General features: G+C 74.4%; 12 protein-coding genes. 6 read left to right on the top strand and 6 right to left on the bottom strand.

Annotated features, from left to right (window positions below; genetic code table 11):
- Positions 1–31 precede the first annotated feature (31 nt).
- Entirely contained in the window at positions 32–880 is an 849-nt protein-coding gene (locus tag ACGFQC_RS29980) for a (2Fe-2S)-binding protein (protein WP_363091501.1), read from the top strand.
- 302 nt (positions 881–1182) lie between these two features.
- Positions 1183–2229, top strand: a complete 1047-nt coding sequence (locus tag ACGFQC_RS29975) for a DUF2637 domain-containing protein (protein ID WP_363091500.1) — start codon at positions 1183–1185, stop codon at positions 2227–2229.
- A gap of 155 nt (positions 2230–2384) precedes the next feature.
- Here ACGFQC_RS29975 and ACGFQC_RS29970 read toward each other — a convergent pair whose 3' ends face one another.
- From ACGFQC_RS29970 to ACGFQC_RS29960, 3 genes are all read right to left on the bottom strand, one after another.
- Positions 2385–2873, bottom strand: a complete 489-nt coding sequence (locus tag ACGFQC_RS29970; RefSeq protein WP_363091499.1) for an ATP-binding protein — start codon at positions 2871–2873, stop codon at positions 2385–2387.
- Positions 2874–3149: 276 nt separating this feature from the next.
- Complete coding sequence (locus ACGFQC_RS29965; protein WP_363091498.1) at positions 3150–4892, bottom strand: pyruvate dehydrogenase; 1743 nt, start codon at positions 4890–4892, stop codon at positions 3150–3152.
- Between the two features lie 75 nt (positions 4893–4967).
- Positions 4968–6665, bottom strand: a complete 1698-nt coding sequence (locus ACGFQC_RS29960; protein WP_363091497.1) for a protein phosphatase 2C domain-containing protein — start codon at positions 6663–6665, stop codon at positions 4968–4970.
- Between the two features lie 142 nt (positions 6666–6807).
- Here ACGFQC_RS29960 and ACGFQC_RS29955 point away from each other — a divergent pair, with 142 nt between their 5' ends.
- Positions 6808–7290 (top strand): DUF456 domain-containing protein, encoded by a 483-nt coding sequence (locus tag ACGFQC_RS29955; RefSeq protein ID WP_363091496.1) that lies wholly within the window; start codon positions 6808–6810, stop codon positions 7288–7290.
- Here ACGFQC_RS29955 and ACGFQC_RS29950 read toward each other — a convergent pair.
- The 3 genes from ACGFQC_RS29950 to rsgA all read right to left on the bottom strand — a co-directional run bounded on the left by ACGFQC_RS29950 (position 7253) and on the right by rsgA (position 10609).
- Positions 7253–7843, bottom strand: coding sequence for a methylated-DNA--[protein]-cysteine S-methyltransferase (locus tag ACGFQC_RS29950; protein ID WP_363091495.1), 591 nt, complete (start codon positions 7841–7843; stop codon positions 7253–7255). The two genes, ACGFQC_RS29955 and ACGFQC_RS29950, sit on opposite strands and share 38 nt — an antisense overlap.
- On the bottom strand, positions 7812–9197 hold the full coding sequence (locus tag ACGFQC_RS29945; RefSeq protein WP_363091559.1) for an AlkA N-terminal domain-containing protein: 1386 nt from the start codon (positions 9195–9197) through the stop codon (positions 7812–7814). The genes ACGFQC_RS29950 and ACGFQC_RS29945 overlap by 32 nt, the downstream gene beginning before the upstream one ends.
- 311 nt (positions 9198–9508) lie before the next feature.
- Positions 9509–10609, bottom strand: coding sequence for a ribosome small subunit-dependent GTPase A (gene rsgA, locus ACGFQC_RS29940; RefSeq protein WP_363091494.1), 1101 nt, complete (start codon positions 10607–10609; stop codon positions 9509–9511).
- A gap of 431 nt (positions 10610–11040) precedes the next feature.
- Between rsgA and ACGFQC_RS29935 the strand changes: the two genes are divergently transcribed.
- The 3 genes from ACGFQC_RS29935 to ACGFQC_RS29925 all read left to right on the top strand — a co-directional run bounded on the left by ACGFQC_RS29935 (position 11041) and on the right by ACGFQC_RS29925 (position 12725).
- The gene (locus tag ACGFQC_RS29935; protein ID WP_363091493.1) at positions 11041–11253 is read left to right on the top strand and encodes a DUF4287 domain-containing protein; all 213 of its coding nucleotides are present in this window, start codon (positions 11041–11043) and stop codon (positions 11251–11253) included.
- 195 nt (positions 11254–11448) lie between these two features.
- On the top strand, positions 11449–11802 hold the full coding sequence (locus tag ACGFQC_RS29930; RefSeq protein WP_363091492.1) for an STAS domain-containing protein: 354 nt from the start codon (positions 11449–11451) through the stop codon (positions 11800–11802).
- Positions 11799–12725 (top strand): anti-sigma factor RsbA family regulatory protein, encoded by a 927-nt coding sequence (locus tag ACGFQC_RS29925; RefSeq protein ID WP_363091491.1) that lies wholly within the window; start codon positions 11799–11801, stop codon positions 12723–12725. The genes ACGFQC_RS29930 and ACGFQC_RS29925 overlap by 4 nt, the downstream gene beginning before the upstream one ends.
- Positions 12726–12898 lie beyond the last annotated feature (173 nt).

Genomic DNA, 12898 nt, shown 5'->3' with positions numbered 1-12898 from the left:
TCGCCCTCATCGTTGGATCGGTGGTACCGGTATGCCCTCACACCCGTCGGCCGTGACGGACGCGTACGCGCGCCTCACCGAGGCCTGCCCGGGCCTGACCGTCAGGGAACTGGGGCCGGGTGAACCCGCCCCGCGCGGCGGCGGCTGGGTGTCGGCGGCCGAGCTGGCGGAGGGCGGCGCGGAGCTGGACGCCTTCCTGGCCTGGGACGAGAACCAGGTGGTGCGGGACTACGGGCAGCGGGCCCGCCCGGACGTCGTGGCGAGCTTCGGACTGCACCGGTACGCCTGGCCGGCCTGCCTGCTGATCACCGCCCCCTGGTTCCTGCACCGCCGGGTCCCCCGCCTCCCGGTGACCCACGTCTCGTACGACCGCACCGGCGCCGGGATGCGGATGGCCGTCCGCGCACCCGTCTCGTTCGCCTGCCTGCCGGGCGACCCGGCCGCGGCCCTGCCCGGCGCCCGGGTGGTCCCGGACGAGGAGGCCCTGCGCGCCGAGGTGCGGGCCGCCGTCGCCGAGCACCACGAGCCCGTGCTGGCCGGCTTCGGCCCGCGCACCCGGCGGCGCGGGCGCGCCCTGTGGGGCATGGTCACGGACGAGATCGTCGAGGGCCTCTGGTACGTCGCCGGCCTGTTCGGCGAGGCCGAGGGTGAACGGGCCCGCCGCGAACTGGAGCTGCTGCTGCCGGGCGCGACCCGGCCGTACGTCGGTTCGGCGGCCTTCCGGGAGCTGACCGGACCGGACGGGAAGCCGCTGCCCACCCGGGACCGGGCGAGCTGCTGCATGTTCTACACGGTGCGCCCCGAGGACACCTGTGCCACCTGTCCGCGCACCTGCGACGCGGACCGGGTCGGCAAGCTCACGGCACTGGCCGCGAGTTGATCCTCCCCCAGGTCGATCCGGCACCTCGCGTCCCGTAAGATCACCCGAACGAGACCTCCCGGCCTGTTACGGGTGCTTCACAAATTCCTCACTCGACACGGGAACTTTCCGTGGAACCACCCGTACGGGTAGTCTTATTCGAACTCAACTCCCGCCCCTCAAGCGGCAGTTCGAGCAGAACGTCGCCCTGGGCATCCCCTTGCACCTCCTTGGCGGCCTCTTGCCCCGAAACCCCCTGAGGGAAGGCGGGATTGGGCCACTATGGCGGGCGTTACGCCCTATCCCAATGCAAGGGACCCCAGATGAGACTGACCGACATATCGCTGAACTGGCTGCTTCCGGGCGCCGTGCTGCTCCTGGGCATGCTGGCGGCGGTGGCGGTGCTCGCGCGCGGAAAGCGCTCCTCGGGGGAGAACACGAGCGACGACTCGTGGGAGCGCAGCGAAGAGCGCCGCAGGCGCAAGGAGGCCATCTACGGCACCGCCTCCTACGTCCTGCTGTTCTGCTGCGCGGCGGTGGCCGCCGCGCTCTCCTTCCACGGACTGGTCGGCTTCGGCCGGCAGAACCTGAACCTGTCCGGCGGCTGGGAGTACCTCGTGCCGTTCGGCCTGGACGGGGCGGCGATGTTCTGCTCCGTGCTCGCCGTGCGCGAGGCCAGCCACGGTGACGCGGCCCTCGGTTCGCGGATACTCGTATGGACGTTCGCGGGTGCCGCGGCCTGGTTCAACTGGGTGCACGCTCCCCGCGGTTTCGGCCACGACGGCGCACCCCAGTTCTTCTCCGGCATGTCCCTGTCCGCGGCCGTCCTGTTCGACCGGGCGCTGAAGCAGACCCGCCGGGCCGCACTGCGCGAGCAGGGCCTGGTGCCGCGTCCGCTGCCGCAGATCCGTGTCGTGCGCTGGCTGCGGGCCCCCCGTGAGACGTACAAGGCGTGGTCGCTGATGCTCCTCGAGAACGTGCGCAGCCTGGACGAGGCCGTCGACGAGGTGCGCGAGGACAAGCGGCAGAAGGAGGCGGCCCGCCTGCGCCGCCGCGAGCAGAACCGCGTGGAGCGCGCCCAGCTCAAGGCGATCAGCCGCGGACACCGCAGCTTCCCGGGTCGGGGCGGCCGCCAGCTGGAGGCCCAGGCCTCCTTGGAGCGGGTCGGCGAACGTGCTCCCGCGGAGCCTGCCATAGCGGCGAACTCGCCGGAACAGCTGCCCGTGCGTACGCGGCCCTCCCTCCAGCCCGTACGCCAGAGCACTGACCCGATCACCGTCGACCTCACCGCGGAGGACGACACGATGGCCCTGCCGCGCCTGGACTCCCTGGAGCGCAAGCTCAAGGACCTGGAGAAGCAGTTCGGCTGACGTACCGTCATGGGAAGGGGGCGCGACCGGCGAGGTCGCGCCCCCTTCCCGTGTTCCCGTGTTCCCGTGGCCGCGTTACCGTGATCCTGGTCCCGTGATCCTGGTGCCGGCGGCCCGTCGACCGGCGACCCGTCGGGCGGCCGGTGGCGGCCCGCTCAGGCCATTCCGGCGCCCAGTTCGAACCAGACCGCCTTCCCGATGCCGTGCGTCCGCACGCCCCACGCGTCCGCGAGGGACTGCACCAGGACCAGGCCCCGGCCGTGCGTGCCCTCCTCGGCGCCCCGCCCGCGCGGCCGCGGACGACCGGCCGCGAAGTCGCGTACCTCCACTCGCAGACCGCCCGGCCCGACGGTCGCCGTGAGCAGCGCGTCCCGATCGGTGTGGACGAGCGCGTTGGTGACGAGTTCACTGGTGAGCAGTTCGACGGTATCCGACTGTCCGGGCCTCCCCCAGTGCCGCAGCAGTTCGCGCAGCGCCCGGCGCGTCTCGGGCACGGCCCGCAGGTCCGCCCGCCCGAGCCTGTGCCGGAGCTGGGACGTGTGCCCTCGCTCCCCGACGCCGTCCGCCGTGGCCTCCCCTGTCCGCTTCCTCTCCGAGGTGTCCGCGATCACGGTCGAACCGCTGCCTCGTGCCTGCCTCTTCATGACCCCCGCCCGCGTGCCGATGTCGGTTCCCCTCCTGCTCGAACACGTTCACGGGATGCTTGCCCCCCTGGGCGGCGGGCCAGTCATGCCGGATCGGCGACGACCAGGTGTTCGGCCACGTCCCGGTGGGCCCGGTGCCTCCCCCGGCGGGTGGCGGCGGGCCCGCCCCCGGCACCGGCGCGCGAAGTTGGCCGAAATCACCCCTGCTCGGTGTGCCCGATCCGTGGCCCCGGCGCCGCGCCGCACGCTGTCTCCCGGCCCGGCGCCGGGCCGGCGTCAGGGTCGCGGGACGTTGCGGAGGTTGGAGCGGGCCATCTGGACCATGCGCCCGACGCCGCCGTCCAGCACCATCTTCGAGGCGGACAGGGCGAACCCGGTCACCATCTCGGCCTTGATCTTCGGCGGGATGGACAGCGCGTTGGGGTCGGTCACGATGTCGACGAGGGCCGGACCCTTGTGCCGGAAGGCGGTCTTGAGGGCCCCCGCGACGTCCTTGGGCTTCTCCACGCGCACGCCGTGGGCGCCGCAGGCGCGGGCGACGGCGGCGAAGTCCGGGTTCTTGTTCGTGGTGCCGTAGGAGGGCAGTCCGGCGACCAGCATCTCCAACTCCACCATGCCCAGGGAGGAGTTGTTGAAGAGGACGACCTTCACCGGCAGGTCGTACTGGACGAGGGTGAGGAAGTCGCCCATCAGCATGGCGAATCCGCCGTCGCCCGACATCGACACGACCTGCCGTTCCCGGTCGGTGAACTGCGCGCCGATGGCCATGGGGAGCGCGTTGGCCATCGAGCCGTGCGAGAAGGAACCGATCACGCGGCGACGGCCGTTGGGCGTGATGTAACGGGCCGCCCAGACGTTGCACATACCGGTGTCGACGGTGAAGACGGCGTCCTCGTCGGCGAGTTCGTCGAGGACGGACGCCACGTACTCGGGGTGGACGGGAACGTGCTTCTCGACCTTGCGGGTGTACGCCTTCACGACCCCTTCGAGGGCGTCGGCGTGCTTCTTCAGCATCTTGTCGAGGAACCGCCGGCTCTTCTTCTCCCGCACGCGCGGGATCAGACAGCGCAGGGTCTCCCGCACGTCGCCCCACACGGCGAGGTCCAGCTTGGAGCGCCGGCCGAGGTGCTCGGGCCGCACGTCCACCTGTGCGATCTTGACGTCGTCGGGCAGGAAGGCGTTGTACGGGAAATCGGTTCCGAGCAGGATCAGCAGGTCGCACTCGTGGGTGGCCTCGTAGGCGGCGCCGTACCCGAGGAGCCCGCTCATCCCGACGTCGAACCTGTTGTCGTACTGGATCCACTCCTTTCCGCGCAGCGCGTGGCCGATCGGTGACTTGATCTTCTCCGCGAACTCCATCACCTCGGCGTGCGCGCCCGCCGTGCCGCTGCCGCAGAACAGGGTGACCTTGTCGGCCGCGTCGATCAGCCGGACGAGCTCGTCGATCTCGGCGTCCCCCGGGCGGACCGTGGGCCGGGAGGTCACGAGCGCGGTCTCCACCGCCTTCTCGGGCGCGGGCTCGGCGGCGATGTCACCGGGGAGGGAGACGACGCTGACGCCGCTGCGGCCGACGGCGTGCTGGATGGCCGTCTGGAGCAGCCGGGGCATCTGCTTCGGGCTGGAGATCAGTTCGCTGTAGTGGCTGCACTCCTGGAAGAGACGGTCGGGGTGGGTCTCCTGGAAGTAGCCCAGGCCGATCTCGCTGGAGGGGATCTGGGAGGCGAGCGCCAGGACCGGTGCCATCGAGCGGTGGGCGTCGTACAGGCCGTTGATCAGGTGCAGGTTGCCGGGCCCGCAGGACCCGGCGCACGCGGTCAGCTTGCCCGTGATCTGCGCCTCCGCGCCGGCGGCGAACGCGGCGGTCTCCTCGTGGCGCACGTGCACCCAGTCGATGGCGGGGTTGCGGCGAACCGCGTCGACCACGGGGTTGAGGCTGTCGCCGACGACGCCGTAGAGGCGTTCCACTCCGGCGCGGACGAGGATGTCGACGAACTGTTCGGCGACGTTCTGTTTGGCCATGGTGCTCTTCTGCCCCTTCGGTCTCCGTAGATCCTTCGGATCCCTCCGGGTTCCATCAATCCACAGCGGACCGCGTCACGCCTCCCAAACGGCGGCGGCCGTACGGTCGTCCGCGTACCCCTTGACCCTGATCCGGACGTCGGCGAGGAACGCGGCGAGGCCCGGCGGGGTCGGCGCGGACCACCCTCGGGCGAGGTGGGCGGGGAGCCGGGGCTCGCCGCGCAGCGGTTCGGCGAGGCCGTCGGAGCACATCAGGAGGGTGTCACCCGGGCGGGCGAGGGAGGCCCGGAACCGGAAGGGTTCGCGCGGCGGTCCGGGGGCCGGCTCGTAGGGGCCCGGCGGGGTCGGGACGCCGAAGTCCATGGTGAGCCGGTCGCCCTCGGGGGTCTCGGCGGGCGGCGCTCCGAAGCCGACGACCGGCGCGCCGACGGCCTCACCGACCGGTGGCTCGAGGTCCTGCCACGCACCGTCCCGGAGGCGGAACAGTCCGCCGGGGCCGACGCCGAAGAAGACCCGGACCCGGCACGCGGGGTCGGCGGGCAGCAGCAGGCATCGCAGGTCCGCCGCGTACTCGTCGGGCGCCAGGCCCTGTTCCGCGGCGCTGGCCCGCAGCCGTCCCAGGCTGCGGTCGGTGAGCCGGTGCAGCCCCGACTTCACATCCCCCCTCCGGGCGGCCCGCATGTCCTCGGCGAGCCGGGCGTGGCTGCGGCCCACGGCCCGTCCGATCCAGTGACAGATCTCGGCGGCCGCCCGGTGCGCGCCCGGCACGGCGCGGGCGCCGGTGGCCATCGCGACCAGGACCAGTGCCTGGTCGCCGCTGCCGAAACGGGCGGTGAGCAGTGAGTCCCTGCGTGGCTCGCCCCGGAACCGCGCGGAGTCCCCGCGCACGGACGCGGCCCGTAGGGTGCAGGCCCCGTACCGGGCCCCGTCCAGCACGGTGTCCGCGACCAGGCCGTCCAGCCCGTCCGGATCGGCGGCGGGCAGCGCGGTCGGCTCGGGGTCGTAGGTGGGCGGCCCGGACCCGAGGTAGGGCTCGGCCGGCGGGGGCGGCTCGGCGGGGGCCGGTGGGTGCGCGACGTGCCGGGGCCGGGGATGCGCCTGCGCGGCGGGAGGCGGGAGCGGCGGGGTCCCGGGGAGCGGGGGCGCACCGTCGGCGGGCGGGGGTGGCGACGGCGGCCGGGGCGGGGCCGGCGGGGCCGGCGGGGCTGATCCGACCGGCGGGGCCGGTGGGACTTCCGGCGGGGCCGGTGGGACTTCCGGCGGGGCCGGGTCGCGGTCGGTGGCCGTCGTCGGCGCGGAGGGCTCGGAATACGGGGCCGGGGCGGTGTGCGCCGCCTCCGGGGACGTACGGCCGTCCGGGGCGTGCGCCCGGGGTTTCCGTTCGTCGAAGCCGGCGGGCAGGGGGCCGGGCAGGAACGTCGTCGGCCCGGCAGGGTGGCCGGCCGCCCCGGCCGGTGGGGGCGGTCCGCCCGTCGGCTCCCCCGCCCACCAGTCGGCCTGCTCGCCCGGCTCCCGGCGCGGCCCCGGCACCGCACCCGGGGCCCGCGGCTCCGTGTCCCCCGGCACGTCGGCCGGAACGGCGTGACCGGGGTCCGAGTCGCCGGGGGTCACGTCGCCGGGGCCCCGGGTGCGGACCGTCCCCGCCGCCGACGCGAACCTGTCGTCCAGCGAGTCCGGTCCGGTCGTGGGACCGGTGTCCTCGGTGGTGTCGTCGTACAACTGGCCCCACCAGTCGTCCTCGTGACCGGTGGGCCTTCCCCCCTGCTGGCTCATGCCCCTGATTGTCCACCGCGGGGGCCGCGGAGAGACCGGGCATCCGAAAAAATGCGTCAGGGCCGACGCGGTGAACAACCGTGCGAGCGGCAGGACGCCCCCTCGACCTGCCCGTTCTGTCCGCTTCCGGCAGGCTGGGCAGATGGGAGCGTGGGAACTCCTGCTGATCGGTCTGGTGATCCTGCTCGGCCTGTGCGGAGTGCTGGTGCCCGTCCTGCCGGGATCGTGGCTGGTGTGGGCCGCGGTCCTGTGGTGGGCGCTGAAGGACCCCCGGCCGGTCTCCTGGCTGGTGCTGGTGGGCGCGACGGTCGCGCTGTTCCTGTCCCAGGTGGTGCGCTGGGCGCTGCCGCCGCGCCGCCTGAAGACGAGCGGCGCCACCCGCCGGATGGCCGGATACGCCGGAGCGGGGGCTCTCCTCGGCTTCTTCCTGGTGCCGGTGCTCGGTGCGATCCCGGGTTTCCTGGGCGGCATCTACCTCTCCGAGCGGCTCCGCCTGGGCCGCCCGGACGCGGCCCGCGCCTCCCTGCGCACGGTGATGCGGGCGGGCGGATCCAGCATCCTCGCGGAACTCTTCACCTGCCTGCTGGTCATGGGCGCGTGGCTGGGGGCGGTGCTGTGGGGGTAGGCCGCGGCGGCCCGGGAGGACGGCTTCCGGACGTCCGGAGCGCGCCCGCCGGGGCGGCGGCCTCGGCTCCCTCCAGCGTCAGGAGCCGTACCTTGCGCTCCAGGCCGCCCGCGTAGCCGGTCAGCGAGCCGTCGGCGCCGATGACGCGGTGGCAGGGCCGGACGATCAGCAGGGGGTTGGCGCCGATGGCCCCGCCGACGGCCCGTACGGCGGCCCGCGGGGCTCCGGCCCGGGCGGCGATCTCGCCGTACGTCGTGGTGGCGCCGTAGGGCACGGAGTCGAGGGCGGCCCACACGCGCGTCCGGAACGGCGTGCCCTCGGCGCGCAGCTCCAGCCGGAACTCCTCGAGGTCGGCGGCGAAGTAGGCGGCGAGCTGCTCCTCGGCGGCCCGGAAGGGACCCCGGTCGCGCCGCCATCCGTCCTGTACGGTACGGCCGCCCCGCTGCCCGGGGACGGACAGGGAGGTCAGCGCGCCGTCCGGCCCGGCGGTGAGGAGCAGGGGGCCGAGCGGGCTGTCGACGCTAGTGAAGTACACGGGGTTCCTCCGCTGCACGCAGGTGGTGAAGGGCGTACGTCCGCCAGGGACGCCAGCTGTCGGGGACGCCGGCACCGGGCGGCGCGACGTCGGGGTCGCCGAGGGCGCGGGCCCGGATCGCCGCCGCGGTACGTCCGTCCAGGCCGGGCAGGGCGAGCAGCGCCTCCTGGGCGTCGTCCCGGTCGGCGCCGGCGTCGAGCCGTACGGTGCCGTCGGCGAGGGCGGTGGCGAGCACGCCCGGGGGGCCGCCGGTGTCGGCGAGTGCGGCCGGTTCGGGGAAGAGGTGGGTGAGCCCGCCGCAGGGCGCGTCCAGGGTCTTGCCGTGGACGCGGACCAGGTGCCCGGCCTCGGCGCGGCCGACCAGCGCCCGTACCGCGTACTCCTCCGGGTCGGCGGCGCCCGGCGCCCGCAGCCCGGGCCGGGCGGCGACGAGCGGGGCGAGCCGCGGGTGCGCCGCGAGCCGTTCGTCGACGGCGTAGGGGTCGGCGTCCAGGTCGAACAGCCGGCGCAGCCGCTGGACGGCGGTGGTGAGGTCGCGCAGGTCGGTGAGGTGCAGGCGTGCGTCGAGCCAGCCGCCGGGGTGGACGACGGCGCCGGACACCGAGCCCGGCCGTTCCCCGACGGCGACGATGCCCGTGCCGTACGGGAGCCGGAGGGTCCGGCGGTAGGTCCGGCCGCCCGGCGGACCGCTCACCTCCTCGACTCCGGCGACGGCCTCCGCCGCGAGCAGGTCGAACACCGGGCCGGCGCAGTACGGGCCCCGGTGGGCGAGCCGCAGCGGGATCCCCGCTGCGGGTGCGGCCGTACGGTCCTGCCGCGGGGCGGCGGCCCGCAGCTGGGTCGGGGTGGCGGCGTACACGGCCCGGATCGTGTCGTTGAACTGGCGCACGCTGGCGAAGCCGGACGCGAACGCGATCTCGGTGACCGGCAGGCCGGTCGTCCGGAGCAGGACCCGGGCGGTGTGGGCGCGCTGCGCGCGGGCGAGGGCGACGGGCCCCGCGCCGAGTTCGGCGGTCAGCTGGCGCTGCACCTGGCGGGCGCTGTAGCCGAGGCGTGCGGCGAGCCCGGCGACGCCCTCCCGGTCGACGACCCCGTCGCCGATCAGCCGCATGGCGCGGCCCACGACGTCCGCGCGCGCGTTCCACTCGGCGGAACCCGGACTGGCGTCCGGCCGGCACCGCCGGCAGGCCCGGAAACCCGAGCTCTGCGCGGCGGCGGCCGTCGGGAAGAACCGCACGTTGTGCCGTTTCGGCGGCACGGCCGGGCAGCTGGGCCGGCAGTAGATGCCGGTCGTCTCGACGGCGAAGCAGAACGCGCCGTCGAACCGGGCGTCCCGGCTGCGAACCGCCTCGTACCTGCTCTCCTCGTCCATCACGGGTCCCAGTCTTCGCCCGCCCGGAGAACGTCGCTAGCGGAATTCGGACATGACGGTGACGGCCCGGGGCGGCCCCCCGCCACCGCCCCGGACGGGCCGGCCGTGGAGCGGGCCCGGGTGGACGGGGGAGCCGGAGCGGGGGAGCCCCTCCCGCTCGGCGGCGGGGACCCCGTTCGTTCCCGCCCGGCGGCCGGGGACCCCGTTCGTTCCCGCCCGGCGGCCGGGGACCCCGTTCGTTCCCGCCCGGCGGCCGGGGACCCCGTTCGTTCCCGCCCGGCGGCCGGGCGTCGCGGCGAACGCGCGCCCGCTCACCATCGCCCCGTCCGCTTGGCCCGTCCGGCGGCCCGTCCGGCGGCCTGCTTGTGCTTCCAGCTCTGCCGGATGTCGCCGCGGAGCCGGGCGTCGGACTTGGCGACGATCCACTGGTTCTCGCGGACGAGCTTGTGGTAGCTGTCCAGTCGCCGGACCGGCAGCTCGCCGTTCTCCACGGCCGCGAGCACCGCGCAGCCCGGTTCGCGCTCGTGGGCGCAGTCCTGGAAGCGGCAGCCGCGGGCGAACTCCTCGATCTCGGCGAACACCTGGCCGACGCCGTGACCGGCGTCCCACAGCCCGACGCCGCGCAGTCCGGGCGTGTCGATGAGGACGCCTCCGCCGGGCAGCGGCAGCAGGTTGCGGGTGGTCGTGGTGTGCCGTCCCTTGCCGTCCATGTCGCGGGTGGCCCGGACGTCCATGACGTCCTCGCCGGCGAGCGCGTTGGCGAGGGTCGACTTGCCCGCGCCGGACGCCCCGAGCAGCACGGAGGTGCCCCGGCCGAGGAGCGCCGAGAGTTCCCCGACGCCGTGCCCGGCCATGGCGCTGGCGGTGAGCACGGGCACGCCGGGCGCGCTCTTGACGACGTCCTCGACGAGGTACGCGAGCGCGTCCGGGTCGGTGACGAGGTCGGCCTTGGTGAGGACGACGACGGGCTGGGCGCCCGATTCCCAGGCCAGCGCCAGGAACCGTTCGACGCGCCCGAGGTCGAGTTCGACGGCGAGCGACAGGGCGACGACGGCGTGGTCGACGTTGGCCGCGAGGATCTGCCCCTCGGACCGTTTGGACGAGGTGGAGCGCACGAAGGCGGTACGGCGCGGCAGGTACGCCCGTGCGTAGCGCGGGTTGCCGTCGGCGTCGACGGCGACCCAGTCTCCGGTGCACACCACGCGCAGGGGGTCGTGCGGGGTGACGAAGGCGGTGTCCGCGCGGACGACGCCGTCGCCGGTGACGACGTCGCACTGCCCGCGGTCGACGCGGACGACCCGCCCGGGCAGCAGACCCCGCTCGGCGTGTACGGCGAACTCGGCCGCCCATCCCTCGTCCCAGCCGTAGGGGGCGAGCGGGTGGGACGGGGCCGGGGAGGTGGAGAGGTTCAAGACGGACCCTTCACAGGGGCGGTCCCGGCGGCGCGCTCAGCGGCGCGCGGAGGCTCGTGTGGTCAGCCGGGGACCGCGGAGGTGGTGTGGACGAACGTCTGGTGGCTGCGAACAGCACCCGTGTCGGCGACAGTCATCGGTCACACCTCCTGATCCGTGTCGTGTGCGTCATGCGCGTCTGTGGCGCGTGCGGCGTCCGCGCACCGGCGGTGACCGCCGGACGAGGCCCCGTCAGGATAGGCGCGCGCGGGCGCCGGACGCCATTCGTTTTCCGGGACCCGGTTCACGGCCCGCGACAGGGCGACACGCCCGCCCGGTGACGCACGCCACACCCTCCGGCCGATCACTTCGGCGTCCTCCCGCAGTCATGAAGAGTGACTGTCCCACCACCGGACCACCACCGGACCACCACCGGAAAGGACGTGACCGCCGTGAGCGCTCCCGTGAAAGGCCCCGCCGCCTACTTCCCCTCGATCGAGAAGAAGTACGGCCGTCCCGTCACCGAGTGGCAGGAGCTGATCCGCGCCTCGCCGCTGACCCGGCACATGGAGCTGGTCGCCTGGCTGAAGTCCGAGCACGGCCTCGGACACGGGCACGCCAACGCCCTCGTGGCGTACACCCTCGCGGAGACCGCAGGGAGCTGAGCCGTCGCCGGGACACCGGGACGGGACGGGGAGGCATGGCCGCCCCGCTCCCGGGGAATCCGCATGGCACGGGTGGGGCGTCTCCGCCCGCGCCACCGCACGGACGGTAGGCTGCGTGGCCGGGCAGACGCCGTCCTCGCGTCCGTGCCACGCCGGAACGAAGCAGCCGATCGGCGACCGTGGAGGAGACCGAGTGTGGATGGCACGCGCGACCGGGGGAACACCGCTCCCCCGCACGGCAGTTCCGTGCTGGAGGTGAGCCCGTTGTCCGGTCGTGCCGGAATCCGTGTCAGTGGCGAGATCGGCGTGGCCACCCGTGGGTCCTGGGAGGGAGCACTGGCCGACCTGGCCCGGCGGCACGCGGACGTGTCCTACGTGGAGCTCTCCCGCGTGGGCTTCGTCGACGTGGCCGGCGTGTCGGCGCTCGCCGTCACGGCGATGAACCTGCCGGGCGGGCGGGTCGTCGTGGAGTGTCCGCCCCCGCAGCTGTCGCGCGTGCTGGCCCTGTTCTGGCCGGCCCTGCACGGGATCGAGGTGGCGCCGCGATGACAGTCGCAGCAGACGAGAAGTTCCTCCACCCGGCGCTGTTCTACCGCTCGGAGCAGGACTACACCGACCACACGGTGCCCTTCGTCCGGGAGGGCCTGGCCCTCGGCGAACCCGTGGCGGTGGCCGTGCCCGGCCCCCGCCTGGAAATCGTCAGGGCCGGACTGGGGCCGGACGCCGAGGACGTGCTGTTCCTGGACATGACCGACGCCGGCCGCAACCCCGGGCGGATCATCCCGGGTGTGCTGCGCGCGTTCGCCGACGCCCATCCGCACGCGCGGGTGCGGATCATCGGGGAGCCGGTCTGGGCCGGCCGCAGCCCGGTGGAGTACCCGGCGTGCGCGCAGCACGAGGCGCTGATCAACGCGGCCTTCGAGGGCCGGGCGGCGACCATCCTGTGCCCGTACGACGCGGGCGGCCTGGACGCGGACGTGCTCGCCGACGCGCGGATCACCCACCCCACGCTGATCGCCGACGGCCGTGAGCGGGCCAGCGAGGCCTACGACTGGCGGTCCGTGGTGGACCGGTACAACGAGGTGCTCGTGCCCGCGCCGGACGCCGCCGTCTTCCCGTTCGGCTCCGCCGAACTGCCGGACGCGCGCCACTTCGCCGTCGGCCGGGCCGCGCGGCTGGGCCTGGGCGGGCAGCGGCTGCAGGACACGGAACTGGCGGTCGCGGAGCTGACGACCAACAGCGTCGTCCACGGCGGCGGACAGGGCACGCTGCGCATCTGGACCGAGGCGGGTCAGGTCGTGTGCGAGGTCAGCGACGGGGGACGGCTGATCGACCCGCTCGCCGGCCGCAGGCCGCCGGCTCGCGGCCAGATCGGCGGCCGGGGCCTGATGCTGGTGCACTACGTGGCGGACCTGGTGCGCCTGCACACGGCACCGGACGGCACGACCGTGCGGTTCTACGTAAGCCTGTAGCGGCGGGGCCGTGGAGGCCCTCCCGTGCTGACGTACGGTCAGGGCGCCCCGGACACCGACCCGTTGGCGGCCGACCGCCCGAAGGGACCGACGTCCCGAAGAGACGTCACGCCTGCCCGGATCGCGAGGATTGTCCGCTTAGCATCTAGGGGCCCGCGCCGCGGGCTCCGGCC

The sequence above is a fragment of the Streptomyces sp. NPDC048734 genome (assembly GCF_043198675.1).
Taxonomy (GTDB): domain Bacteria; phylum Actinomycetota; class Actinomycetes; order Streptomycetales; family Streptomycetaceae; genus Streptomyces.
This window is presented reverse-complemented; position numbering and strand designations above follow the sequence as displayed.

Coding starts and splice junctions, on each gene's coding strand:
- ACGFQC_RS29980 (WP_363091501.1), top strand. CDS start 32: ATGCCCTCACACCCGTCGGCCGTGACGGACGCGTACGCGCGCCTCACC.
- ACGFQC_RS29975 (WP_363091500.1), top strand. CDS start 1,183: ATGAGACTGACCGACATATCGCTGAACTGGCTGCTTCCGGGCGCCGTG.
- ACGFQC_RS29970 (WP_363091499.1), bottom strand. CDS start 2,873: ATGAAGAGGCAGGCACGAGGCAGCGGTTCGACCGTGATCGCGGACACC.
- ACGFQC_RS29965 (WP_363091498.1), bottom strand. CDS start 4,892: ATGGCCAAACAGAACGTCGCCGAACAGTTCGTCGACATCCTCGTCCGC.
- ACGFQC_RS29960 (WP_363091497.1), bottom strand. CDS start 6,665: ATGAGCCAGCAGGGGGGAAGGCCCACCGGTCACGAGGACGACTGGTGG.
- ACGFQC_RS29955 (WP_363091496.1), top strand. CDS start 6,808: ATGGGAGCGTGGGAACTCCTGCTGATCGGTCTGGTGATCCTGCTCGGC.
- ACGFQC_RS29945 (WP_363091559.1), bottom strand. CDS start 9,197: ATGGACGAGGAGAGCAGGTACGAGGCGGTTCGCAGCCGGGACGCCCGG.
- ACGFQC_RS29925 (WP_363091491.1), top strand. CDS start 11,799: ATGACAGTCGCAGCAGACGAGAAGTTCCTCCACCCGGCGCTGTTCTAC.